This window comes from Streptomyces sp. NPDC018029, assembly GCF_044327655.1.
Classification (GTDB): Bacteria; Actinomycetota; Actinomycetes; order Streptomycetales; family Streptomycetaceae; genus Streptomyces.
Genome location: NZ_JBIRFV010000005.1, coordinates 445,733 through 468,966, shown reverse-complemented (window position 1 = coordinate 468,966; position 23,234 = coordinate 445,733). Strand labels below are relative to the sequence as shown.

The 23,234-nt window shown below is 72.2% G+C and carries 21 protein-coding genes and 1 tRNA gene; 5 read left to right on the top strand and 17 right to left on the bottom strand.

Translation table 11 applies throughout. The features are described 5' to 3' along the window. Nucleotides 1–36: 36 nt before the first annotated feature. From ACH4D5_RS18380 to ACH4D5_RS18365, 4 genes are read right to left on the bottom strand one after another with little or no spacing between them, the layout of a single operon-like run. Complete coding sequence (locus ACH4D5_RS18380; RefSeq protein ID WP_398303400.1) at nt 37–1,245, bottom strand: serine hydrolase domain-containing protein; 1,209 nt, start codon at nt 1,243–1,245, stop codon at nt 37–39. Nucleotides 1,246–1,292: 47 nt separating this feature from the next. After that, nucleotides 1,293–2,069 (bottom strand): energy-coupling factor ABC transporter ATP-binding protein, encoded by a 777-nt coding sequence (locus tag ACH4D5_RS18375; RefSeq protein ID WP_398303398.1) that lies wholly within the window; start codon nt 2,067–2,069, stop codon nt 1,293–1,295. Next, nucleotides 2,057–2,818 (bottom strand): cobalt ECF transporter T component CbiQ, encoded by a 762-nt coding sequence (cbiQ, locus tag ACH4D5_RS18370; RefSeq protein WP_398303396.1) that lies wholly within the window; start codon nt 2,816–2,818, stop codon nt 2,057–2,059. The genes ACH4D5_RS18375 and cbiQ overlap by 13 nt, the downstream gene beginning before the upstream one ends. A 1-nt stretch (nt 2,819) precedes the next feature. Continuing rightward, a complete protein-coding gene (locus ACH4D5_RS18365) occupies nt 2,820–3,893 on the bottom strand; it encodes an energy-coupling factor ABC transporter permease (protein ID WP_398303394.1) in 1,074 nt (357 codons plus the stop codon). A gap of 279 nt (nt 3,894–4,172) precedes the next feature. On the opposite strand from ACH4D5_RS18365, the gene ACH4D5_RS18360 reads away from it, so the two are divergent. Then, nucleotides 4,173–4,517, top strand: coding sequence for an SsgA family sporulation/cell division regulator (locus tag ACH4D5_RS18360; protein ID WP_398303392.1), 345 nt, complete (start codon nt 4,173–4,175; stop codon nt 4,515–4,517). A 35-nt stretch (nt 4,518–4,552) separates the two neighbouring features. Here ACH4D5_RS18360 and ACH4D5_RS18355 read toward each other — a convergent pair whose 3' ends face one another. Then, a complete protein-coding gene (locus ACH4D5_RS18355) occupies nt 4,553–6,787 on the bottom strand; it encodes an MMPL family transporter (RefSeq protein WP_398303390.1) in 2,235 nt (744 codons plus the stop codon). 101 nt (nt 6,788–6,888) lie between these two features. Then, nucleotides 6,889–7,479 carry a TetR/AcrR family transcriptional regulator gene (locus ACH4D5_RS18350; protein ID WP_398303388.1) on the bottom strand — a complete coding sequence of 197 codons (591 nt, stop codon included), beginning with the start codon at nt 7,477–7,479 and terminating at the stop codon, nt 6,889–6,891. 216 nt (nt 7,480–7,695) lie between these two features. On the opposite strand from ACH4D5_RS18350, the gene ACH4D5_RS18345 reads away from it, so the two are divergent. Continuing rightward, the gene (locus ACH4D5_RS18345) at nt 7,696–11,076 is read left to right on the top strand and encodes a S41 family peptidase (protein WP_398303386.1); all 3,381 of its coding nucleotides are present in this window, start codon (nt 7,696–7,698) and stop codon (nt 11,074–11,076) included. A gap of 102 nt (nt 11,077–11,178) precedes the next feature. Then, nucleotides 11,179–11,385: a hypothetical protein gene (locus ACH4D5_RS18340; protein WP_398303385.1), complete on the top strand. Its 207-nt coding sequence runs from the start codon at nt 11,179–11,181 to the stop codon at nt 11,383–11,385. Nucleotides 11,386–11,482: 97 nt separating this feature from the next. On the opposite strand, the gene ACH4D5_RS18335 is transcribed toward ACH4D5_RS18340, so the two are convergent. The 3 genes from ACH4D5_RS18335 to ACH4D5_RS18325 are packed head-to-tail and all read right to left on the bottom strand — an operon-like array spanning nt 11,483 to nt 14,867. Beyond that, on the bottom strand, nt 11,483–12,361 hold the full coding sequence (locus ACH4D5_RS18335; RefSeq protein WP_398303383.1) for an SDR family oxidoreductase: 879 nt from the start codon (nt 12,359–12,361) through the stop codon (nt 11,483–11,485). Further along, on the bottom strand, nt 12,358–13,326 hold the full coding sequence (locus ACH4D5_RS18330; protein WP_398303381.1) for an alpha/beta fold hydrolase: 969 nt from the start codon (nt 13,324–13,326) through the stop codon (nt 12,358–12,360). Before ACH4D5_RS18330 ends, ACH4D5_RS18335 begins: the two co-directional genes overlap by 4 nt. After that, nucleotides 13,323–14,867 (bottom strand): flavin-containing monooxygenase, encoded by a 1,545-nt coding sequence (locus tag ACH4D5_RS18325; RefSeq protein ID WP_398303379.1) that lies wholly within the window; start codon nt 14,865–14,867, stop codon nt 13,323–13,325. Before ACH4D5_RS18325 ends, ACH4D5_RS18330 begins: the two co-directional genes overlap by 4 nt. Nucleotides 14,868–15,142: 275 nt before the next feature. On the opposite strand from ACH4D5_RS18325, the gene ACH4D5_RS18320 reads away from it, so the two are divergent. Further along, nucleotides 15,143–15,769, top strand: a complete 627-nt coding sequence (locus ACH4D5_RS18320; RefSeq protein WP_398303761.1) for a MerR family transcriptional regulator — start codon at nt 15,143–15,145, stop codon at nt 15,767–15,769. A gap of 23 nt (nt 15,770–15,792) precedes the next feature. Here ACH4D5_RS18320 and ACH4D5_RS18315 read toward each other — a convergent pair whose 3' ends face one another. Together ACH4D5_RS18315 and ACH4D5_RS18310 are read right to left on the bottom strand one after the other, a co-directional pair. Further along, the gene (locus tag ACH4D5_RS18315) at nt 15,793–16,848 is read right to left on the bottom strand and encodes a DUF6528 family protein (protein WP_398303377.1); all 1,056 of its coding nucleotides are present in this window, start codon (nt 16,846–16,848) and stop codon (nt 15,793–15,795) included. A gap of 160 nt (nt 16,849–17,008) precedes the next feature. Further along, on the bottom strand, nt 17,009–17,800 hold the full coding sequence (locus tag ACH4D5_RS18310) for an exodeoxyribonuclease III (RefSeq protein ID WP_398303375.1): 792 nt from the start codon (nt 17,798–17,800) through the stop codon (nt 17,009–17,011). Nucleotides 17,801–17,869: 69 nt separating this feature from the next. Between ACH4D5_RS18310 and ACH4D5_RS18305 the strand changes: the two genes are divergently transcribed. Beyond that, entirely contained in the window at nt 17,870–18,421 is a 552-nt protein-coding gene (locus ACH4D5_RS18305; protein WP_398303373.1) for a GNAT family N-acetyltransferase, read from the top strand. A gap of 235 nt (nt 18,422–18,656) precedes the next feature. Here ACH4D5_RS18305 and ACH4D5_RS18300 read toward each other — a convergent pair whose 3' ends face one another. The 6 genes from ACH4D5_RS18300 to ACH4D5_RS18275 all read right to left on the bottom strand — a co-directional run bounded on the left by ACH4D5_RS18300 (nt 18,657) and on the right by ACH4D5_RS18275 (nt 23,229). Beyond that, on the bottom strand, nt 18,657–19,904 hold the full coding sequence (locus ACH4D5_RS18300) for an ATP-binding protein (RefSeq protein WP_398303371.1): 1,248 nt from the start codon (nt 19,902–19,904) through the stop codon (nt 18,657–18,659). Between the two features lie 10 nt (nt 19,905–19,914). Next, nucleotides 19,915–20,373, bottom strand: a complete 459-nt coding sequence (locus ACH4D5_RS18295) for a hypothetical protein (protein WP_398303369.1) — start codon at nt 20,371–20,373, stop codon at nt 19,915–19,917. A 120-nt stretch (nt 20,374–20,493) separates the two neighbouring features. After that, nucleotides 20,494–20,567, bottom strand: a tRNA-Ala gene (locus ACH4D5_RS18290). A gap of 86 nt (nt 20,568–20,653) precedes the next feature. Then, nucleotides 20,654–21,877: a gephyrin-like molybdotransferase receptor GlpR gene (glpR, locus tag ACH4D5_RS18285; protein WP_398303367.1), complete on the bottom strand. Its 1,224-nt coding sequence runs from the start codon at nt 21,875–21,877 to the stop codon at nt 20,654–20,656. A 228-nt stretch (nt 21,878–22,105) separates the two neighbouring features. Then, nucleotides 22,106–22,729, bottom strand: a complete 624-nt coding sequence (locus tag ACH4D5_RS18280; RefSeq protein ID WP_398303759.1) for a GNAT family N-acetyltransferase — start codon at nt 22,727–22,729, stop codon at nt 22,106–22,108. Further along, complete coding sequence (locus tag ACH4D5_RS18275) at nt 22,726–23,229, bottom strand: molybdenum cofactor biosynthesis protein B (RefSeq protein WP_398303757.1); 504 nt, start codon at nt 23,227–23,229, stop codon at nt 22,726–22,728. Before ACH4D5_RS18275 ends, ACH4D5_RS18280 begins: the two co-directional genes overlap by 4 nt. Nucleotides 23,230–23,234: the final 5 nt, after the last annotated feature.

Sequence of the window (23,234 nt, the reverse complement as noted above, 5' to 3'; positions counted from 1 at the left end):
CCGGCGCCGGGTACGAGTAGCGCGCCCCGTAGGGCGTTACGTCGCGTCGCGGAGCGCGCGAACCAGCGCCTGGGCCCGAGGATCCGCCGTAACCCCCTTGTTCATGCCGTTGGTGACGTAGCCGAAGGCGAGACCCGACTCCGGGTCGGCGAAGCCGAGGGCACCCCCGCGCCCGGGGTGCCCGAAGGAACCGGGGCCGAGGAGCGGCGACGCGGCACCGTGGAGCATGTAGCCGAGGCCGAACCGCGTGCCGACGACCAGGACGCGGTCGGGCCCCGCCGACACCTCGCCCCGCGCCAGCGAGACCGTAGAAGGCTCGAACAGCCGTCGGCCGCAGCCGACTTCGCCGATCAGCGCGGCGTAGAAGCGGGCAAGCCCGTCCGCCGTGGCGATGCCGTTGGAGGCGGGCAGGGCCGCCGCCCGGTAGGCCGGGTCATTCTCGTCCGGCAGGGGATCGATCGCCCCGAACGCACGACGGGTGAGCGAGTCGGGGTCCGCGTACGCCTCCGCCACATTCCGCTTCGGGCGCATGCGAAGCCCACCCGCCCCACCCGCCCCGCCCGGCGCCGGCTCGATGGGGCCGAGGCGGCCGGCCCGCGCCGCCGCCGCGTCAGGAAGCCCGACCCACAGGTCGGCGCCGACCGGCCGCGCGATCTCGTCCCCGATCCACTCCCCGACGGGCCGGCCCGTCACGCGCCGCACCAGTTCGCCGGTGAGCCAGCTGTACGTCTGCGCGTGGTAGCCGTGGTCCTCGCCGGGCTCCCAGAACGGGGCCTGCGCCGCGACCACCGCGGCGGCGAGATCCGGGTCCAGCGCCTCGGAAGGCGTCAGCGGACGGTCCAGGGCGGGCACCCCCGCGCGGTGCGCGAGCACATGCCGGACCAGGACGCGCTCCTTGCCGCGCGCCTTGAACTCCGGCCAGTAGGAGCCGACCGGCGCGTCCAGGTCGAGTTCCCCGCGCTGGTGCAGGAGGAGCAGCGCGGCGGCCGCGACGCCCTTCGTCGCCGAGCGGACGATCTGCGCGGTGCCGGGCTCCCACGGGGCGTCGCCCGCCCCGAGGTCCCCGTCGACGTCCCGCGCCCCGCCCCACAGGTCCACGACCTTGCGCCCGTCCCGGTACACGGTCACCGCCGCGCCCCGCTCCCCGCGCTCGTCGAAGTTGCGTACGAAAGCGTCCCGTACCGGCTCGTAACCGGCCGCCACCGTGCCGTGCACCCGAGCGGTCCCATCTATGGCCGCACCCATGACGTCATTCATGACAAGGGCAACAGCCGCCCCGCGCCATCGATTCCCTATCCCCTTGCCCGTACCGTCTTCGGATCGAAGCCGAAAGGCAGTTCCAGGCGGTGTGCGCTCATCAGGTCCTCGTCGGCGAGGAGCTCGCCCGTCGGCCCGTCCGCCGCGATGACTCCCTCGCTGAGGATCAGGGCGCGCGGGCAGAGCTCCAGGGCGTACGGCAGGTCGTGCGTGACCATCAGGACCGTCACGTCCAACGAGCGCAGGATGTCGGCCAGTTCGCGGCGCGACGCGGGGTCGAGGTTCGAGGACGGTTCGTCCAGGACGAGGATCTCCGGCTCCATCGCGAGGACCGTGGCCACCGCCACCCTCCTGCGCTGCCCGAAGGAGAGGTGGTGCGGCGGACGGTCCGCGAACTCCGCCATGCCCACCTGCGCCAGGGCCTTCCGCACCCGGGCCTCCAGCTCCGGCCCCCGCATCCCCGCCGCCGCGGGCCCGAACGCCACGTCCTCCCGCACCGTCGGCATGAACAGCTGGTCGTCCGGGTCCTGGAAGACGATGCCGACCCTGCGCCGGATCTCCGCCATGTGCTCTTTGCCGACGGGCAGCCCGGCCACGGTGACCGTGCCCGCGCCGCCGGTAAGGATGCCGTTCAGGTGCAGGACGAGGGTCGTCTTGCCCGCGCCGTTCGGCCCGAGCAGGGCGACGCGCTCGCCGCGCGCGACGGTGAAGTCGACGCCGAAGAGGGCCTGGTGCCCGTCGGGGTAGGCGAAGGCCAGTCCGGCCACTTCCAGAGAGGGGGCAGAGGTGAGTGCAGAGGTCACAACGTCCATCCCAACAGGCATACGACAAGGGCGGTCAACGGCAGGGTCAGGGCGTACGTCCACTGCGCCCGCGAGGCCGTCACCTCGTCGATGACCGGCATCGATCCGGCGAAGCCCCGGCTGACCATGGCGAGGTGCACCCGCTCGCCCCTCTCGTACGAGCGGATGAAGAGCGCCCCCGCGGACTTGGCGAGGACGCCCCACTGGCGTACGCCCCGCGCCTCGAAACCGCGCGACTCCCGGGCGATCTTCATGCGGCGCATCTCGTCCGTGATCACGTCGCCGTACCGGATCATGAAGGAGGCGATCTGGACGAGGAGCGGGGGAAGCCGCAACCGCTGCAGCCCGAGCAGCAGGGAGCGCAGCTCGGTCGTGGCGGCGAGGAGTACGGACGCGGCGACGCCCAGCGTGCCCTTGGCGAGGACGTTCCAGGCGCCCCAGAGGCCGTTGACGCTCAGGGAGACGCCGAGCACGTCGACGCGCTCGCCCTGCGCGACGAACGGCAGCAGCACGGCGAACGCCACGAACGGGACCTCGATCAGCAGCCGCTTCAGCAGGAAGCCTGCCGGGACGCGCGCGGCGTACGCGACCACGCCGAGCAGAACCGCGTAGAGCCCGAAGGCCCACATCGCCTCGCGCGGCGTGGACACCACGACGATCACGAAGCAGAAGACCGCCGCGAGCTTGGTGTGCGGAGGCAGCGCGTGCACCGGCGAGTGACCGTGCCGGTAGAGCCGGTGGGCGTGCCCCGCACCCACGTCAGGCCTTCTCGGAGGTGACGTCCTCGGGCACCGCGGTCGGCGAGGCGTCATCCTTACGACGCCGCCGCAGCGCCCAGAAGACTCCCGTCCCCGCGACCACCGTGACGCCCACGCCGATCACGCCCGCGAGGCCGCCGGAGAGGCGGGCGTCGGTGATGTCCTTGACGCCGTAGTCGGCGAGCGGGGAGTCCGCGGTGGCGTGCTCCTCGGCCTTCTTGTCGATGCCCTTGTCGTGGGCGACCTTCTCCAGGCCGTCCGGGTCGGCCGAGGCGTAGAAGCTGACGAAGCCCGCGAGGACGAGGGAGGCGACGATGCCCGCGATCCAGACCGGGCGGGTCGAGCGGGAAGCGGAGGCAGGGGCCGGTTCTGGGGCGGAGGCCGGCGCGTCCACCAGTTCCCCGCCGACCCGCAGCTTGAGCCGCTGTGTCAGGCCCCGCGCCCCGTACACCAGGTCCGGTCGTACGGCGATGACGGCGCCGACCGTGAGCGCGGTGATCGCGGCCTCGCCGATGCCGATGAGGATGTGGACGCCGACCATGGCGGTGGCGACCTTCCCGATGGAGACGTCCGTCGTGCCACCGATGGCGTAGATGAGGGTGAACGCGATCGCGGCGGCCGGCACGGACAGCAGCGCGGCGACGAAGGAGGCGACGGTGACGGAGCGGCGCCCGCGGGGCAGCACCTTCACCAGGCCGCGGAAGGTGAGGTAGGCGACGACGGTCGTGACGATCGCCATGTCGGAGATGTTCACGCCGAGCGCGGTGAGGCCGCCGTCCGCGAAGAGGACGCCCTGCATGAGCAGGACGACGGAGACGCAGAGGACCCCGGTGAAGGGTCCGACGAGGATCGCGGCGAGCGCACCGCCGAGGAGGTGCCCGCTGGTCCCGGCCGCGACGGGGAAGTTCAGCATCTGCACGGCGAAGATGAAGGCCGCGACCAGACCCGCGAGCGGCGCGGTCCGCTCGTCCAGCTCACGCCGGGCGCCCTTGAGGCTGACGGCCACGGCGCCCGCCGCGACGACCCCGGCCGCCGCGGAGACCGGGACATTGATGAACCCGTCGGGGACATGCATGCGCGCGCTCCTGGGCAGGCGCCCTGGACAGGGCGGAAGGCTCGTGAACCGTTCAAGGATAGTGCGTTGTTGCAAACGGCTTGCAAGAGCGTGCGGGTCCCGAATCGGCTGCGCACCTCCGCGCGCCCCCACCGCGCTCGCCGCGCCCGCCGGGGGCCCGGCGTCCCCGCGTTCACGCGCCCACCGCCGACGCCACCCGGCCGCCCGCCCACCCGCGGCGAATTACCGTACATATGGGACATTGGTGAGGAAGTGCCCGTAAGAATGAGGAGTCCAGCGATGCCCGCAGTCGAGCAGTACGCACGCGCCCACCTCGTCACGGACTCCTCCGAGGGCCACCGCGCCGTCTCCGTCGTCCTCCGTTACGACCCGGAGGCCGACCCGGACACCGTGCGGATCGGCCTCCCCGGCTCCCCGCACCGCCTCTTCGCCCGGCAGCTCCTGGAGCGGGGGCTGCGGGCCCCTGTCACCTCCGGCGAGGTGCACGTATGGCCGTGCGGCCGGGTCCAGACGGTCGTGGAGTTCCACGAACGCGACGGGGTGACGGTCGTGCAGTTCGACGCGTCGGCGCTGATCCGCTTCCTGCGTCGTACCCACACGACCGCCACCCCGGTCACCCGCTGACCGGTCACCCGGTCACCCGCTGACCGCGCACCCGGTCAGACGCGAGCGAGTTCCCTCTCGGCGTCGTCCTTCTCGGCCGCCGTGCGCAGCCCCTCGCCCTCCACGTCGACGTTCGGCAGCGCGCGGTCCAGCCACTTCGGCAGCCACCACGCCTTCTTGCCGAGCAGCGCGAGGACCGCGGGCACCAGCGCCATACGGACCACGAACGCGTCGAAGAAGACCGCGATCGCGAGGCCGAAGCCGATCATCTTCACCATCTGCTCGCTGGAGCCGATGAAGCCCGCGAAGACCGCGATCATGATGACGGCCGCCGCCGAGACCACCCGCGCCCCGTGCCGGAACCCGGTCACGACCGCCTGGGCAGGCCGCTCCCCGTGGACGTACGCCTCCCGCATCCGCGTCACGAGGAACACCTCGTAGTCCATCGCGAGGCCGAAGACGACGCCCACCATGAAGATCGGCATCATCGACATGATCGGCCCGGTCTGCTCGACGCCGAAGAGCGAGCCGAGCCAGCCCCACTGGAAGACCGCGACGACCGCGCCGAGGGCCGCGAGGACCGAGAGCAGGAAGCCGAGGGCCGCCTTGAGCGGGACCAGGACCGAGCGGAAGACGACGATCAGGAGCAGGAAGGCGAGGCCCACGACCAGCGCCAGGTAGGGCAGCAGCGCGTCGTTGAGCTTCTGGGAGACGTCGATGTTCATGGCCGTGGTGCCGGTGACCATGATCTCGGCGCCGGAGTCGGACTTGATCTGCGCGCCGGTGTCGCGGATCGAGTGGACCAGGTCCTCGGTCTCGACGCCGCTGGGCTTGGAGGACGGCACGACGCTGATGATCGCGGTGTCCTTGTCCTTGTTGAACACCGGTGCGGCGACGGTTAGGACGTCGTCGAGCTTGGAGATCGTCTTCTTGATCTCACCGGCGGCCGCCGCGGGGTTCTCGGCGCCCTTGAGGTCGCCGACGACCATCAGCGGACCGTTGAAGCCGGGGCCGAAGCCCTCCGAGACCAGGTCGTACGCCTTGCGCTGCGTCGTGGACGTCGGCTGTGCGCCGTCGTCCGGCAGGCCGAGCTCCAGCTGCGCGACCGGGACTGCCGCGGCGCCGAGGCCCACGATGCCGACGAGCAGCACGGCGACCGGGCGGCGGACCACGAAGCGGGCCCACCGCGTGCCCATGTTCTCCTTCGCCTTCTCCTTCGCCTCGCCGGAGGCGCCCGCGGCCTTCTTCCTGCCGCCGCCGAACAGCTTGCTCTTCTCCCCCATGGGAAGGACGCGCTTGCCCGCGTAGCCCAGCAGCGCCGGGATGAGCGTGAGCGCGATGAGGACGGCGATGACGACCGTGCCGGCCGCGGCGAAGCCCATCTTGGTGAGCATCGGGATGTTGACGACGGCGAGGCCGACCAGCGCGATGACCACGGTGAGTCCGGCGAAGACGACCGCCGAGCCCGCGGTGCCGACGGCCCGGCCCGCCGCCTCCTCGCGGTCGCGTCCCTCGGCGAGTTCGCCGCGGAAGCGCGAGACGATGAAGAGCGCGTAGTCGATGCCGACCGCGAGGCCGATCATCATGGCGAGCGTCGACGTGGTGGTGCCGAGGTCGAGCGCGTCGGCGAGCGCGGTGATCGACGAGACGCCGATGCCGACACCGATCAGCGCGGTGAGCAGCGGCAGTCCGGCCGCGATCAGCGAGCCGAAGGTGATGACGAGGACGACCGCCGCGACCGCGATGCCGATGATCTCCGTGGAGCCGGTCTCGGGCATGGCCTGCAGCGCGTCGCCGCCGACCTCGACCGTGAGCCCGGACTCGCGCGCGTCGTCGGTGGTCTTCTCCAATGCCTCGCGGTCGTCGTCGGACAGCTCCATCGAGGTGACCTTGTACGAGACCGCGGAGTACGCCGTGGAGCCGTCCTTGCTGACCGTCTTGGCCGCGAAGGGGCTGTCGGCGCGGGCCACCTGGTCCGAGCCCGACTTGATGGCCGCGACGGTCTTCTCGATCTCCGCCTTGTTGGCCTTGTCGGTGACCTTCTCGCCGTCCGGCGCCTTGAAGACGACGCGGGCGCTCGCCCCGTCCGCGCTGGCCTCGGGGGCCCGCTTCTCCAGCAGGTCGAAGGCCTTCTGGGCCTCCGTGCCGGGTATGGAGAAGCTGCTTGAGGCGGCGGTGGGCGCCGAGGCCGCGCCGACTCCGGCGAGCGTCAGGAGCGCCACCCATATGAGGGCGACGAAGTGGCGTCGCCGGAAGGCGAGTTTGCCGAGTTTGTAGAGGAAAGTGGCCACGAGGGCGTACTCCCGGTCAGGTCGTGTGTCCGGATGTGGGCAGGGGGGATCAGCCCGACGACGTGAGCGGTGCGTGACGTCAGGTGCAGGGGTGGGGAGGGTCAGACGCCGAGGGCGGGGAGGATCACGGCATCGATGTAGGAGGCGAGGAAGTCGCGGTCGACCGGGCGGTCCTCGATGAGGTCCCGGGCCACGAAGGCGCCGACCATCATGTGGACGGCGAACTTCAGCGCCGGATTGTCCGCGGCGATCTCGCCGCGGTCCACGGCTCTGCGCAACAGGTCGTTGAGGCCGGTGAGCTCCGGCTCGATGAGCAGGTTCCGCAGCGCCTGGTGGAGTTCGGGGTTGTCGTGCACGGCATGGAACAGGCCCCGCATCAGCGCGGCGTCCTTCTCCATCTGGCAGTCGTCCGAGCGGGCCACCATCTCGTACAGGTCGCCGCGCAGCGACCCGGTGTCGATGTCCGCCAGGGACGTCGGCTTGTTGTGCCGCAGCGCCTTGGCGACCAGCTCCGGCTTGCTCCCCCACTGGCGGTAGAGGGTGGCCTTGCTGGAGCGGGTGCGGGCGGCGACGGCGTCCATGGTGAGCGCGTCGTAGCCGACCTCGCGGAGCAGGTCGAGCACGGCCTCGTAGAGCTCGGCCTCGCGCTCGGGCGTGATCCTGCTGCGCCGTGCCGGTGCCGCCTCGGTCATGGTCTCCACCTCCTCCGGGTGCCCGGGTCGCCTCGTACGTAACTACCGTGCACGAAACCACCTCGTACGAAACTGTTTCGTACGTCTTGAGTACGCCAAGACTGTACGCCGTCCGCCTAACGAAACGAAACCGTTTCGTACGTGCGCTGCATCACGTGTCACATCCGTTGTCCGGCAGAAGTTGCCGCAGCCCCCGGAGCGGAAAAGCATGGACAGGTGACCGACGCGCGCGACGATGCCCAGGACGACCACGCCGACCAGGCCTACCTGCGTTTTCCGCACCTCAGCGGCGACCGCCTCTGCTTCGCCGCCGAGGACGATCTGTGGGTGGCCCCCCTCTCCCCCGCGGGCACCCCCGCGGGCCGGGCCTGGCGGCTCACCGTCGACCGGACCAAGGTGAGCCATCCCCGCTTCTCACCGGACGGCCGCCACATCGCGTACACGACGTGGCGCAGCCTCGACCCGGAGATCCACCTCGCACCGGTGGGCGGCGGCCCCTCGCGCCGCCTGACCTACTGGGGCAGCACCGACACCCGGGTCTGCGGCTGGTCCCCCGACGGCGACATCCTCGCCGTGTCCTCGCACGGCGAGCCCTTCTCGCACCTCTGCTGGGCCTACAGCGTGCCCCTCGACGGCTCCCCGGGCGGCAAGCTGCCCTGGGGCCCGGTCTGGGACATCGCGATCACCGACTCCCTCGCCGACAGCGACTGCGACCGCAAGACGCTGCTCCTCACCGGCAAGCCGCCGCACGAACCCGCCGCCTGGAAGCGGTACCGGGGCGGCGCGACGGGCCGCCTGTGGGTGCACGGCGAGCAGATCCTCGCCGACCTCGACGGGCACCTGGACTCGCCCATGTTCGTCGCCGGGCGCATCGCCTTCCTCTCCGACCACGAAGGCATCGGCAACCTCTACTCCTGCCTGCCCGACGGCTCCGACCTGCGGCGCCACACCGACCACGACGCCTTCTACGCCCGGCACGCGGCCAGTGACGGCACCCGCGTCGTCTACCAGTGCGCGGGCGACATCTGGCTGGTCGACGACCTCGCGGCGGACTCCGTGCCGCGCCGCCTCGACGTGCGGCTCGGCGGGCCGCGCGCCGGCCGGCGGGTCTATCAGGTGCCGGCCGCGCAGCACCTCGACGCGCTCTCCGTGGACGCGACGGGCCGGGCGAGCGCCGTCGTCGTACGCGGCTCGCTCTACTGGCTCACCCACCGCGACGGCCCGGCCCGCACCATCGCCGACACCCCGGGCGTGCGGGTCCGCCTTCCCGAGATGCTCGGCAACGGCGGACAGGTCGCCTACGTCACCGACGCCGAGGGCGAGGACGCCATCGAGATCGCCTATCTGCCGCGGGCCAGCGGCGCCCGCGAGCCGCGCAGGCTGGCGAGCGGGCGGCTCGGCCGCGTCCAGGAGATGGTCGCCGACCGCGACGGTGAACGCCTCGCCATCGCGTCGAACGACGGCCGGCTGCTCCTCGTCGACACCTCGGAGGACGCGGCGGACCCGGAGGGCTCGCAGGGCTCGCAGGGCTCGGAGGGCTCGGAGGGCTCGGAGGGCTCGGAGGGCTCGGGCGGCGGGGTCACCGAGCTGATCCGGTCCGTCAACGGGCCCGTCCGCGATCTCGCCTTCTCCCCCGACGGCTGCTGGCTGGCCTGGTCGCACCCCGGCATCGGCCGCTCCCTGCGCCAGATCAAGCTGGCCCGCATCGCCGGTCCCGGCCCCCGCACGATCGTCGACGTCACCAACGGCCGCTTCGAGGACGAGAACCCCGTCTTCACCCGCGACGGCCGCTATCTCGCCTTCCTCTCCTGGCGCGGCTTCGACCCCGTCTACGACGTGCACACCGGCGACCTGTCCTTCCCCCTCGGCTGCCGCCCCTACCTCGTACCGCTCTCCTCGGCGACCCCCTCCCCCTTCGCGCTGCTGCCCGACGGGCGCCCGGTGGCGGGCGGCCTCGACCCGGCCGACGGCAGCGGGGGCGACGGCACCACGACGGTGGAGGTGGAGGGGCTCGCGTCCCGGGTCACGCCGTTCCCGGTCGCCGCGTCGAAGTACTCGGCGCTGCACCCCGTCAGCGGCGGCGGCCTGGTCTGGCTGCGCTGGCCGATCTCGGGCGCGCTCGGCGAGACCTTCGTCAACCCGGCCGACACCTCGGGCCGCCCCACCCTCGAATACTTCAACATCGCCAAGGCCAAGAAGTCCCAGCTCGTCGACCACCTGGACTGGTTCGCGCTCAGCGGCGACGGCTCACGGCTCGTCGTCGTCGACGACGGCGACCTGAGCGCCGTGCCCGCCACCGAGGCGGGCGACGCCGACACCACCGTCTGGATCGACCTGCGCCGCATCCTGCACGAGGCCGACCCGGCAGCCGAGTGGCGCCAGGCCTACGAGGAGGCGGGCCGGATCATCCGCGCCTACTTCTGGGACCCGGGGATGTCCGGCATCGACTGGGACGGGGTGCTCGCGCAGTACCGGCCCCTTGTCGAACGCGTCGCGTCCCCCGACGAGTTCGCCGACCTGCTCCGCGAGGTCCTCGGCGAACTGGGCACCTCGCACGCGTACGTCTCCGCCGCCCGCCGCAACGAGGGCCCGCCGCACTACCAGCGCGCCATGGGCCTCCTCGGCGCCAACCTCGTGCACCGCGACGGTGGCTGGATGATCCAGCGGATCCTGCCCGGCGAGTCCTCCGACTCCAAGGCGCGCTCGCCGCTCGCCGGGTCCGGCATCAGGGAAGGCGCGATCCTCACGCACATCGACGGCCGCCCGGTCGACCCGGTCACCGGCCCCTTCCCGCTGCTCGCGGCGGCGGGCGGCACGACCGTCGAGCTCACCTTCGAACCCGCGGAGGGCGAGGGCCCGCCCCGCCGGGTCGCGATCGTCCCGCTCGTCAACGAACGGCCCCTGCGCTACCAGGACTGGGTGGCCAAACGCCGGGAGGTCGTACGGGAGTTGAGCGGAGGCAAGTGCGGCTATCTGCACATCCCCGACATGGGCGGCTCGGGCTGGGCGCAGTTCAACCGCGACCTGCGCATGGAGGTGTCCCGGCCCGCCCTCATCGTCGACGTGCGCGGCAACGCGGGCGGCCACATCAGCGAACTCGTCGTCGAGAAGCTGACGCGCAAGATCCTCGGCTGGGACCTGACGCGGAACGCCCAGCCCGTCTCGTACGCCTCGAACGCGCCCCGCGGCCCGGTGGTGGCCCTCGCCGACGAGGCGACGTCCTCGGACGGCGACATGATCACGGCGGCCTTCAAGCTGCTCGGCCTCGGCCCGGTCGTCGGCCAGCGGACCTGGGGCGGTGTCGTCGGCATGACCGGGCGGCACGCGCTCGGCGACGGCACGGTGATCACGGTGCCGATGAACGCGGGCTGGTTCGACGCGTACGGGTGGGGCGTGGAGAACCACGGCGTGCCCCCGGACCTCGACGTCCTGCGGACGCCGCTGGACTGGGCGGAGGGCCGGCACGCCCAACTCGACGACGCGGTACGGCTCGCGCTGGAGCTCCTGGAGCGGAACCCGGCGGTCACGCCCCCCGACTACTCGGACGTGCCGGACCGCAGCAGGCCGCCCCTGCCGCCGCGGCCGCACCGGCCGTGACCACGCTCCTGACCTGGCCACATGATCGAAATGCGAAGAATGCCAGCCCATGTAAATCTGATCGAGGCCCCATCCCCCCACCCAACAACGGGAGTGAACCGCATGGGCATCAAGGACCAGTTCCAGGACAAGGCTCAGGACCTCGCCAACAAGGCCAAGGGCTCCATGGGCGAGAAGGGCGACCAGGCGCGCGACCGCGCCTCGCAGGCCCAGGACGAGGCGAGTGAGCGGTCCTCGCAGGCGCCGGACCAGGCCCGTGACGCCGCGCAGGAGCAGCGGGACAAGTTCGACCGCGACTACGAGGCCTGACGCCTGACGTCGAGCTCGTGCGAGGAGGCCCCCGGGACGCCGGGGGCCTCTGTGCTGCGTACGGCCTTTGCGCTCCGTACGGCCACGCGACGCCGGCTCAACCGGCGGCGCGCTCCCGTTCGTCCGCCGAACCGCCCGCGCCGACCAGACCGGTCGACACGTTGCCGAGCCGCGGCTCGAAGCGCCGCATCTCGCGCTGGCCGACCGAGCCGATGACCGCGGGCAGATAGCCGCGGACGCCCTGCATGCCCCGCAGCCACCACTGCGCGTACACATGGCTGGAGCGCCGCTCGATGCCCGCCACGATCCGGTCCACGGCGGGACCCAGCGGGTACGTCTTGTTCGACGGCCACGGCAGCCGCTGCCGCAACTCCCGCATCACCTCGTCCTGGTCGGCGCCCCGCACCATGTCCGTGTCGGTCCAGGACAGATAGCCGACGCCCACCTTGACGCCCTTGTAGCCGACCTCGGCCCGCAGCGCGTGCGCGTACGCCTCGACGCCCGACTTCGACGCGCAGTACGCCGTCATCATCGGCGCCGGGGTGATCGCGGCGAGCGAGGCGATCTGCAGCAGGTAGCCGCGGCTCTCCATGAGGACGGGCAGGAAGGCCCTGCCGGTCACCGCGCTGCCGATGAGGTTGACCTCGATGACGCGGCGCCACGCGTCCGGGTCGGACTCCAGGAAGGGCCCGCCGCCGGCCACGCCCGCGTTGGCGACGACGATGTCGACCTTGCCGAAGTGCTCCTTGACCTCCTGCGCGACCCGCGCCATCGCCGCGTGGTCGGTGACGTCCGCGTGCCAGTACGCGGACTCGGTGTGCAGCCGCTCCGACACCTGCTTCAGCTCGTCCGGCTCCAGGCCGACGAGCGCGACCCGCACGCCGCGCGCCGACAGCTTGCGCGCGAGCAGCTCACCGACTCCGCGCGCCGCCCCCGTGACGACCGCGACCTGTCCCTCCAGGCTGACCCTGCTCATGCGTCCTCCTTGACCGGCTCGACCGGCTCGCCCGGTGTGCCCTGCTCGACCTGTACGTACGTTCCGACGAGCTCCGCGATCCGCGCGGTGACCGCCTCGGGTGCCTCGATGGGCGTCATGTGTCCGACCCCGGTCAGCTCGGTGAGCCCCAGGCACTCGGGCAGCGCGGCCGCGATCCGCCGCGCGTGCACGACGGGCGTGAGCCGGTCGACCGTGCCGGCGATGACGGCGGTGGGCGCCCGCAACTCACCCACTTCGACGTCCAGTTGCAGCCCTTCAAGGACGTGCGACCAGCCGTACCGCACGTCCCGGGGGCACGCGTGCACGATCCGCGCGCAGGCCTCCACCTTGTCCGGTGACGCGCCGGGCCCCATCGTCGCGTACTTGAGGACGCGCTTGGCCAGCGGCGTGACGGGTCCGAGCGGCGCGCGCGAGCCGAGCACCGACCGCGTGACGCGCGTCCGCGCCCGCCCTGCCCGCAGCAGCGGCACCACCAGCGACTCGGCGACCAGCGCCGAACTCCCCGTGCTGCACAGCAGAACGGCGGCCGCGTGCTCACGGACCTTGTCCCTGCCGCCCGCCGCCATGATGGTCATGCCGCCCATGGAGTGCCCCACGAGCACGGCCTTCTCACCCGGCGCGAGCGTCGCCGCCAGGACCGCTTCGAGGTCGTCGGCGAGCGCCTGCGTGCTGTATCCGTCTGCGGCCCCGGGCGCGTCACTGCGCCCGTGCCCCCGCTGGTCGTACGCGATGACGCGGTGACCGGCGCGGAGTGCGCTGATCTGCGCGGCCCAGAAGGCGGTCGAGCAGGTCCAGCCGTGGGCGAGTACCACGGCGGGCGCACCCTCGGGGCCGTGCACCTCGACGTGGACGCGGGCCCCGTCGGCGGAGACGGCGGTCAGTTCGCGCGCGGGGGCGGGCGGCGCGTAGGGCCCGCTCGCCACTGGTGTCAGTCGTCGGCTCATGCCCCGGCCTCGACCTTCGCCGTCCCGGACTTCTCCGCGGCACGGGTGTCGGGCACGGCTTTCAGCGCCCTCGGCTCCCGCAGCACCTCGTACTCGGAGAGGTCGACCCGTCGCGTCGCCGCCCGGAACTCGGTGGTGGTGCCGGGCCAGACCGTGGTGTTGACGCCGTTCTCGTCGAGGTACCAGCTGTTGCAGCCGCCGGTGTTCCACACGGTGCGCTTCATCCGCTCCTGCACCCGGCGGTTCCAGGCGCTCACGGAGTCGGGCCGGGCGGCGAGGGCGGCGCGGCCTCCGAGGAGGTCCAACTGCCGCAGGTAGTCGGCCATGTAGTTCAGCTGCGACTCGATCATGAGGATCATGGAGGAGTTCCCGAGCCCGGTGTTCGGGCCGATGATCGTCATCCAGTTGGGGAAGCCGGCCGCGGTCGCGCCGCGCAGCGCGTTCATCCCGCCCTTCCAGCTCTCCATGAGGGTCTGGCCCTCGTCGCCCACCACGCGCTCGGCGATCGGCATGTCCGTGACGTGGAAGCCGGTGCCGAAGATGATCGCGTCGACCTCGGCCTCCGTGCCGTCCGCGGCGACGACGGTGTTGCCGCGCACCTCGGCCAGGCCACTGGCGACGACGTCGACATTCGGCTTGGCGAGCGCCGGGTAGTAGGTGTTGGAGAGCAGGATGCGCTTGCAGCCGATGCGGTACGTCGGGGTCAGCTTGGCCCGCAGCGCGGGGTCCTTGATGGCCCGGTACATGTTGCGCTTGGCGAGCTGCTCCACCATGCCGAGCTCGTTGGGCCGCTTGGTGAACGCCTGGACCTGCAGCTCCCTGATGCCCCACAGGATGCCGCGCCGGGCCTGGGTGGTGAACGGCAGCTGCTTGTGCAGCCAGCGCTCGGCGCCGGTGATGGCGCGGTCGGCGCGCGGCATCACCCACGGGGGCGTGCGCTGGAAGAGCGTGAGCCTGCCGACCGTCTTCTGGATCTCCGGCACGATCTGGATGGCGGAGGCGCCGGTGCCGATCATCGCGACGCGCTTGCCGCGCAGGTCGTAGTCGTGGTCCCAGCGGGCCGAGTGGAAGACCTTGCCGGGGAAGGTGTCGATGCCCGGGATGTCGGGGGTCTTCGGGTCGGAGAGCGGTCCGGTGGCGGAGACGACGACGTCGGCGGTGTAGGTGCCGTTGCTGGTCTCGATCGTCCAGCGCAGCCGGTCGGCGTCCCAGCTCATCAGCTTCACCTCGGTGTCGAGGCGGATGTGCGGGCGGAGCCGGAACGTGTCGGCGACGTGCTCCAGGTACTCCCGGATGTGCTCCTGCCCGGAGAAGGTGCGCGGCCAGTCCGGGTTGGGCGCGAAGGAGAACGAGTACAGGTGCGAGGGCACGTCGCAGGCGCAGCCCGGGTAGCTGTTGTCGCGCCAGGTGCCGCCCACCGCGCCGGCCCGCTCCAGGACGACGAAGTCGGTGATGCCTTCGCGGCGCAGCCGCACGGCCGCGCCGAGGCCTCCGAACCCGGAACCGACCACCGCCACTCGTACGTGCTCGTGCTCTGCCATTCCGCCGCCTCCCGGAAGTTCGCGAACCATGCCAGTGGTTACTGGCGCAATTGGAGAGTAGGGCAGTTCCGTACTCATGGGTAGGGGTCGAGCACGGTCGACTGCCCCGCGCCCCGCCAGGGGCGCGAGGAACTGCGCGAGCAACCAACAACAAGCCGCACCCGCAGTGAACCCCGCCGCGGCAGACGCGACCGCGCCCCCGACGTGGCACGGCATAGGCTTCACCCGTGGCAGACGAACGTGACAGCGGACCCGGAGACGTACGCGAGTACCGCATGGCGGAGCTGGCCGAGGCGGCCGGCATCACCGTGCGCACCGTCCGCTTCTACCGCGAGCGCGGCCTCATCCCGCCACCGCGCCGCGAGGGCCGCATCGCCTGGTACGACGAGCACCACCTGGCCAGACTCCGCACCATCGCCGCCCTCCTGGAGCGCGGCCACACGCTCAACGGCATCGCCGAACTCGCCGACGCCTTCGAGAAGGGCCGTGACGTCGGCGAACTCCTCGGCCTCGGCGAGCCGACGGAGGAGCAGCCGGTCCGCCTCACCCCCGAGGAGCTGGCCGACCACTTCGCGGGCGAGGTCACCCCGGAGAACCTCGTCGCCGCCCTGGACCTCGGCTACCTCGGCACCGACGGCGACGAACTGGTCCACATCAGCCGCCGCCTGCTCGACGCCTCATCCACCCTGGTGCGCAAGGGAGTTCCGCTCGCCGCGGTCCTGGAGGCGGGCCAGCGCGTCCGCGAACACGCCGACGCGCTCGCGGAGTTGTTCATCACGGTCATGCGCACCCACACGCCCGACACCGCGGAGGTCGACATCGAGCAGCTGCGCCCGCTCGCGAAGAGCGTGGTGGAGGCCGAGCTGTCCATGGCCCTGGACAGGCGCCTCAAGAAGCCCTGACCGACCGGCCAGTCATTACGGGTTCAGCGGGGCAGCCACCAACGGGCCTTGTAAATACCCCCATTGACGAGCTTGTAGCTGCTCGCGGGCCGGTGCACGCTCACCGTCGTGGTCCACCAGGTCTCGTCGAGCCCGCTCTCCGGCACGGTGGTCAGGACCTGCCCGGTGCGCGGGTCGTCGCCGACGGCCTTGACGGACTTGCGGGAGATCTCCTCGGCCCCGGCGAAGTCCCGCAGGAAGGCGCCGCTGTCCGGCTCGTACTGGAACACGGCCGCGTTGGTCGTCACCCACAGCCGCCCCGGCCGCCCCGCCACGGGGAAGAGGTCGTGCCCGCCGGGCGTCCGGCCCGGCGTCCCGACCGGCAGGCCCACCGCGTACGTCCGCGTCAGCGTGGGCCGCCCCGCCGTGCCGCCCACCGCGTACGACACCAACTCGTCGTCACCGATGGCCCACAGCACCTCACGCGCGCCGTCCCAGTGCAGCCCGTGCGCGCCCTTGAGCGTCGCCTCCGCGTACCGCGTGGCCCGGGGCCCCCGCGACGCCGCGTACAGCCGCACCAGCGCGCCCGTGCTGCACGCGACGGCCACATTGCCGTCGGGCAGGATCTCGGCGCTGTGCGGGTTGAACAGATCGTCCCCGGGTCCGAGCGCCGCACCCCAGTACCGCCTGCCCGAGGGGTGCTCGACGACGGCCACGAAGCCGAACGACGCCGTCGTCAGGACGTACGTGCGCTTCCGGTGCACCCGCACCTTCGCCTCGCACGGATACACCCAGCTCTCGTCCGGCCGCAGGTCCTTGTAGCGCGGGTCGCCGAGCGGCGAGAACTGCCAGCGCACGACGGACGGCTCCGCGGCCGGGTCCCAGACACGGCGCCGCGGGTCGAGGACGAGGAGGCGCCGGCTCGCCTGCTCGGTCAGCAGGACGGGCGGCGTTCCGGCGGGCACCCCGCCACCGCCGCCCGTCGCGTACGCCCGGGTGGCGGGCAGCGCCGCCGCGATCCCGGCACCCGCCGCGCCCAGCACGACGGCACGTCTCGACGGCGTGGCGGATGTGGACGCGGCTCTGGGCACGGCCGACATGAAGTCCCCCCGAAAGCTCGGCAGTTGGTCATGTGCGCGACCGCAATCTGCCATGCCGGGCGGGCGAGGGACAGCCTTCTGCCGGACTTTGCACCCGCGCCCCGCCACCGGCCACTCCTATGGCCCTCCCCATGCCCCCGGGGATGCGCGGATCGAGGGCCTACAGGTCGTAGACCACCGTCACGGGCGCATGGTCGCTCCACCGCTCGGCGTGGGTCGCGGCCCGCTCGACGTACGCCTTCACCGCGCGCTCGGCGAGTCCGGCCGTCGCGACGTGGTAGTCGATGCGCCAGCCCGTGTCGTTGTCGAAGGCGCGCCCGCGGTAGGACCACCACGAGTAGGGGCCCTCGACGCCCGGGTGCTGGGCCCGCACGACGTCCTCGTACTCCGCGAAGACCTCGTCCATCCAGGCGCGCTCCTCGGGCAGGAACCCGGAGTTCTTCTTGTTGCCCTTCCAGTTCTTGAGGTCGGCCTCCTGGTGGGCGATGTTCCAGTCGCCGCAGACGACGACGTGCCGCCCCTCGGCGGCGGCCCGCGCCTTGAGCTCCTTCAGGTAGTCGAGGAACTCCTTCATGAACCGGACCTTCTCGTCCTGCCGCTCGGTGCCGACCTCGCCGGAGGGCAGATACAGGCTGGCCACGGTGACACCGGGCAGATCCGCCTCGACATACCGCCCACTGCCGTCGAACTCGTCGGACCCGAAGCCGATCCGCACCCGGTCCGGCTCACGGCGCGTGTACAGCGAGACACCGGCGCGCCCCTTGGCGGCCGCGGGCGCGTGCACGACGTGCCAGCCCTCGGGGGCCCGCACCTCGTCCGGCAGCTGATGCGCCTCGGCGCGCACCTCCTGGAGGCAGAGCACGTCGGCCGAGGTCCCGGCGAGCCACTCCACGAAGCCCTTCTTGGCGGCGGCGCGCAGGCCGTTCACATTCACGCTGGTCACAGTGAGCATCCCGGCACGATACCGGCACACTGGACGACACCACTCTCATCCGTTACGCATAGAAGTACGATGGAGCGCATGAATATCCAGGCCCGCGACACCGCCGCCCCCATACCCGCCCAGCCCCGCACCACCCCCACCCCTCCCCGCATCGAGCTGCGCACCGTCACCTTCGCGCACCCGGACGCCGTCCGCCTCAACGACCGCGTCCAGCTCGAATACGCCGAGCGCTACGGCGACGACGGCGACCTCACCCCCCTCGACCCCACCATGTTCGAGCCACCACGCGGCCTCTACCTCATCGCGTACGACGACAACGGCACCGCGCTGGCCACCGGCGGCTGGCGCGGCATGGACCGGAACGAGGAGAACTACCAGGACGGCGACGCCGAGCTGAAGCGCATGTACGTCACCCCGGAGGCCCGGGGCCTGGGCCTCGCCCGCCGCATCCTCGCGGCCCTGGAGGCCGACGCGAAGGCGGCGGGCCGCACCCGCATGGTCCTGGAAACAGGCACGAAGCAGCCGGAGGCGATAGCCCTCTACACCTCCAGCGGCTACACCCCCGCCGAGGAAAAGTTCGGCTACTACCGCTTCGACAACTTGAGCCGCTGCTACGCAAAACTCCTGTAACACCCCCAGCCCACTCAGGGGCGCGGGGAACTGCGCAACAAGCCACAGACGGGCAGCACACAAAACAACACGCTCAACCCACTCAGGGGCGCGGGGAACTGCGCAACAAGCCACAGACGGGCGGCACGCAAAACAACACGCCCAGCCCACTCAGGGGCGCGGGGAACTGCGCGACCAGCCCCCACAAACCCGCAGACGACAACCCCGCACGGACAACCCCGCACCCCCCGGAGGGTCACCGCACAGCCGACCGCAGGTCGAACTCGACCACCGCCCCACCCCCCACCGGATTGGCGAACCGCAACCCCGCCCCCAACACCCGCGCCTGCCCCTGAGCAATGGTCAGCCCAAGACCAAGCCCCACCCCCTCCTCCCCACCCCCACTCCGAAACCGCTGCGGCCCCCCGGACAACAAGGACTCCGGAAACCCACCCCCGGAGTCCCGCACCCGCACCACCCCACCGTCGACCTCCACCACCACAGGCACCGCCCCGTGCCGCAACGCGTTGCTGACGAGGTTGGCAACCACCCGCTCCACCCGCCGCGGATCCGTGACCACCTCCACGTCCCGCACAACATCCACCGTCACACCGGCCACCCCGTCGGCCCCGGCGGCCCCGGCAGCTCCAGCAACCCCCGCCGCAACAGACCTCCGCACGACCACCCCCAGCTCACACGCCTCCGCGGCAACCTGCTCCCCCGCCCCATCGAGCCGCGCCACCTCGATGACGTCGTCGACAAGCTCCCGCAGCCGCCCCGCGGCCTCCCGCACCAGCTCGGACGGCCGCCCTGGCGGCAGCAACCCCGCCGCCGTGACCATGCCGGCCACCGGCGTACGCAGCTCGTGCGCGATGTTCGCCGTCACCTCGCGCTCCGCCTGCAACCGCGCGGCAAGCGCGTCGGCCATGGTGTTCACGGCGGCCGCGAGCTGAGTGATCTCGTCCTTGCCGTGCAGGGGCAACCGCGCCGTCAGATCCCCGTCGGCGATGCGCCGCGCCGCCCCGGCCTTCCTCCTGAGGCGCCGCCCGAGCCGCGTGGCGACGAGCAGCCCCGCCCCACACGCGAGCGCCGTCCCGATGCCCCCGGAGATCCACAGGACCCGGTCCAGATCCCGTACTGTCTCCGTCTCCCTGTCGTACGGGCGCTTCAGCGCGACGACCTCCTTGCCGTACTTGCTCGCCGCCCACAGCTGCGGCACCCGCCCGCTCCGGTCCAGATAGACGCCCCACCGCCCGTTCGCGACGGCCCCGGCGAGCGGCCCCGGCAGGTCGACGGGGTCGATGAGGGTGCGGTCCCCGTCGATCCCGGCCGCGTGGTCCTGCACGGCGGTCCGCAGCCGGTCCCCGATCTGACTGCGCGCGGCCGCGTACTGCGCGTCGACGGTGCGGTGGTGCACGAGGAGCCCCATCACCGCGGCCACCACGGCCGCGGTGGCCGCGATGGCGAGCCCGATCTTGGCGCGCAGCCCCATCCCCACACTCATGCCCGTGCCCTCAGAAGTCCGGCGCCGACAGCCGGATTCCCTGGAACTGCACGTTCACCGCCGCGGCGGGCAGTTCCTCCGGCTTCCTCGGCTCGACGGCGGCCCGCCGGTAGTACGCCACGCCCTCCGGCCGCTCCAGACCGCTGAGCGTCAGCGTCGCGTCGTACGGCCTGTCACGGCACCCGGGCCCGCACCACGGGCCGCCGAGCTTCCCGGTGGCCCGCGCGGTCGGCCCGCCCCAGTCCCGCCAGCTCAGCTCCGCGACGACGACGGACTCGGTGAGCTCCACCTCGGCCGGCTGCTGCAGCGGCCGCCCCGACACGTCGGCCACATAGACGGGCCCCGCCACTCGCGTGGGCCGCAGCGCGGGCCCCTCCACCCGCAGCCCCCGGGGCTCGGCACACCCGCCCACGAGCACGGCGGCCAGAGAAGTGCCGCAGATCACGCCAACCCGCAAAGGGGACACCATGGATCAAATGTATCCACAGCCGGACAACCCACACGGAGACCACACGCGGAGCCCGGCCTCGCGTACCGCAACGCAAAGATCCCGCCCAGTTCGATGAACTGGACGGGATCTCATGTGCAGTGGACCTGTGGGGATTTGAACCCCAGACCCCCTCGATGCGAACGAGGTGCGCTACCAGACTGCGCCACAGGCCCTTGCAACGAGTGAAACTCTAGCATCCCGATCCGGGTGCTTGGAAATCCGTTCCTGGCTGGTCAGCCGGTGCGGACCTCCCCGCGCCTCACTCGTTGGCCGCGCGCGGCCGGTCGCCGTCCTCGTACTGGTCGAAGAGCGGCGTGCGGCCGCGCTCGCGAGCCCGCCGCGCGGACGCCGCCCGGCGCTTGTCGCTGCGGCCGCCGCCCGCGTCGGCACCCTCGGCTCCGTCGATGTCCCCCGGGCCCGCGGCCGGTCGCTCCCGCTCGGCCGCGCGCTCGGCGGCCGGCTCCGCCGTGCTGGACCGCACGGAGCTCCAGACGTCGGGCGCGCCCAGGTCGACGCTGCCGGTGGCGCGCGGGGCGACCGGCGCGGTCACGTAGGTCGGCAGCGGCACCGGGACCGGGTCCCAGCTGTCGCCCCGGCCCGGGCCGCGCTGCCGCTCGCGCTGCTGGTCGACCCACTCGGCGTGGTCGGTCTGCTCGACGAGGGCGCGGCGGTCCGCGGCGAGCGCGGAGAGCCCGGTCTCCGTCTCGAGCGCCGGTCCATCCTCCGCCGTTCCGTCGGCGACGTGCTCCGTGCCCGCGGGCCTGCGGCGGGGCTGCCGCTCGCGCAGCCGCTGCGCCGCGGCCTCGGCCCGGCGCCGGTCCATCGTGTAGGTGAAGCGCCGCCGCTCCTGGCCCCGCAGATAGACGATGTACGCGCTGAGCAGCACGGCGGGCCCGGCGGGCGCCCACAGGAAGGCGAGCCCGCCGACCGCGGCGACGACCGTGCCGGCCGTGAAGGCGAGGAAGAGGAGCACCGTCGTGCGGCGGCGCCGGGCGAGGACCTTGACGCGCCGGGCGCGCGCGGCGGCCTCCGCCGACGCGGCGCGCTGTGCGGGCGTGGGCCTGGCGGCCGGGTCCTTGGCGGGGGCCTTGGCACGGGGTGCGGGTGCGGGTGCACGTTCGGGCTCGCGCTCGTGCTCCCGCTCGCGTTCGGGTTCGCGCTCCGCCCGGTCGGGCCGGTCGGCCCGGTCCGGTCGGGATGCCGCCGTGTCGGACGGGGGCGCGACGAAGGACCGGACGTCCACCGAACCGGTGATGACGTCCGGGTCGTCGAGCGACTCCCCTTCCTCGGGCGAGCGCGCTTGCAGGTCCCTGGCGTATCGGCGCTCCATCCCCGCCCGTCCGGACAGCAGCCGGATGGCGGTGCTGAAGCGTTCCGTCGGACGGGCTTCGTTCAGCTCGTCCTGCCTACGGAGCCACATCGGCACCAAGTAGGCGGCCCAGGCCCCGACGATGACTGCGTAGATGAGGCCGCTGCTGCTCACGCTCACACGGTAGAGGGGTTTGCGTGAGGCCATCTGCCAATTGCGCCGGTGTGTCGCACGATCTGGCTGATATCTCGAACTTTTTTTGTGACTGATGCGATCAACGACGCGTCAGCAGCGGGAAATTAATGCCTGAGACAAGTCTCATACCCGCCTCTGCCGGACCATCCGCGATCAATTTCGAACACTTATTTCATTTGCGGAGGTGACGGCGGAGGTGACGGTCCGCTAGGCCGTGTTCCGAGGTCGCGCCTGGTGCCAGCGGCGCAACAACCCTTCCGGGACCTCTTCGGTCGTGAGCGCGAAGACGAGGTGATCCCGCCACGCGCCGTCGATGTGCAGATACCGCGGACGGAGTCCCTCCTCGCGGAATCCGAGTTTCTCCACGACCCGTCGACTCGGCGTGTTCTCGGGGCGAATACAGACCTCGATACGGTGCAGCCCCACCGAGCGGAAGCAGTGGTCGACGGCGAGCGCCACGGCGGTCGGCATGACCCCGCGGCCCGCGACGGACTCGTCGACCCAGTAGCCCACGTGCCCCGAGCACATCGATCCCCAGGTGATCCCCGCGACCGTCAACTGCCCGACGAGACGGCCCCGGTATTCGATGACGAACGGCAGCATCCGGCCCGCGTTGGCCTCCGCGCGCAGATGGCGGACCATCTGACGGTAGGTGGGGCGGTGCACGATCGGGCCGCTGGGGGTGGGCGGCGGGATCGTGGCCTCCCAGGGGCGCAGCCAGTCGCGATTGCGCCGGTTGACGTCGCGCCAGGCCCGCTGGTCACGCATCTTTATGGGACGGAGGGCGATGTCGCCGTCCGTCAGCTCGACGGGCCAGGAGGAGCCGTTCAGCTCACACCCCCCGGCGGGCCGGGATGGTCGCCGCCCCGCAACTGGTCGACGGCGTGCCTCAGGAGGGGCTCCAGGACGGCGAGTCCGTCGCGTACGCCTCCGGTGGAGCCCGGCAGGTTCACGATGAGCGTCCGGCCCGCGACGCCGGCGAGCCCGCGCGACAGCACGGCGGTGGGGACCTTGTCCCTGCCGTACGCGCGGATCGCCTCGCCGATGCCCGGCACCTCGTGGTCGATGACGCGGCGGGTGGCCTCGGGGGTGCGGTCGGTGGGCGAGATGCCGGTGCCGCCGGTGGTGAGGATGACGTCGTAACCGGCCTCGGCGCCCGCGCGCAGGGCCTGTTCGACGGGGTCGCCGTCGGGGACGACCTGCGGCCCGTCGACGGCGAATCCGAGGGCGGTGAGCCCTTCGACGAGGATCGGCCCGCCCCGGTCGGCGTAGACGCCCGCGGCGGCACGGTTCGACGCGGTCACGACGAGCGCGCTGTACGGCGCGAGCAGGGCGC

Coding starts and splice junctions, on each gene's coding strand:
- ACH4D5_RS18380 (WP_398303400.1), bottom strand. CDS start 1,245: ATGGGTGCGGCCATAGATGGGACCGCTCGGGTGCACGGCACGGTGGCG.
- ACH4D5_RS18375 (WP_398303398.1), bottom strand. CDS start 2,069: ATGGACGTTGTGACCTCTGCACTCACCTCTGCCCCCTCTCTGGAAGTG.
- ACH4D5_RS18365 (WP_398303394.1), bottom strand. CDS start 3,893: ATGCATGTCCCCGACGGGTTCATCAATGTCCCGGTCTCCGCGGCGGCC.
- ACH4D5_RS18360 (WP_398303392.1), top strand. CDS start 4,173: ATGCCCGCAGTCGAGCAGTACGCACGCGCCCACCTCGTCACGGACTCC.
- ACH4D5_RS18350 (WP_398303388.1), bottom strand. CDS start 7,479: ATGACCGAGGCGGCACCGGCACGGCGCAGCAGGATCACGCCCGAGCGC.
- ACH4D5_RS18340 (WP_398303385.1), top strand. CDS start 11,179: ATGGGCATCAAGGACCAGTTCCAGGACAAGGCTCAGGACCTCGCCAAC.
- ACH4D5_RS18335 (WP_398303383.1), bottom strand. CDS start 12,361: ATGAGCAGGGTCAGCCTGGAGGGACAGGTCGCGGTCGTCACGGGGGCG.
- ACH4D5_RS18330 (WP_398303381.1), bottom strand. CDS start 13,326: ATGAGCCGACGACTGACACCAGTGGCGAGCGGGCCCTACGCGCCGCCC.
- ACH4D5_RS18325 (WP_398303379.1), bottom strand. CDS start 14,867: ATGGCAGAGCACGAGCACGTACGAGTGGCGGTGGTCGGTTCCGGGTTC.
- ACH4D5_RS18320 (WP_398303761.1), top strand. CDS start 15,143: ATGGCGGAGCTGGCCGAGGCGGCCGGCATCACCGTGCGCACCGTCCGC.
- ACH4D5_RS18315 (WP_398303377.1), bottom strand. CDS start 16,848: ATGTCGGCCGTGCCCAGAGCCGCGTCCACATCCGCCACGCCGTCGAGA.
- ACH4D5_RS18310 (WP_398303375.1), bottom strand. CDS start 17,800: ATGCTCACTGTGACCAGCGTGAATGTGAACGGCCTGCGCGCCGCCGCC.
- ACH4D5_RS18305 (WP_398303373.1), top strand. CDS start 17,870: ATGAATATCCAGGCCCGCGACACCGCCGCCCCCATACCCGCCCAGCCC.
- ACH4D5_RS18300 (WP_398303371.1), bottom strand. CDS start 19,904: ATGAGTGTGGGGATGGGGCTGCGCGCCAAGATCGGGCTCGCCATCGCG.
- ACH4D5_RS18295 (WP_398303369.1), bottom strand. CDS start 20,373: ATGGTGTCCCCTTTGCGGGTTGGCGTGATCTGCGGCACTTCTCTGGCC.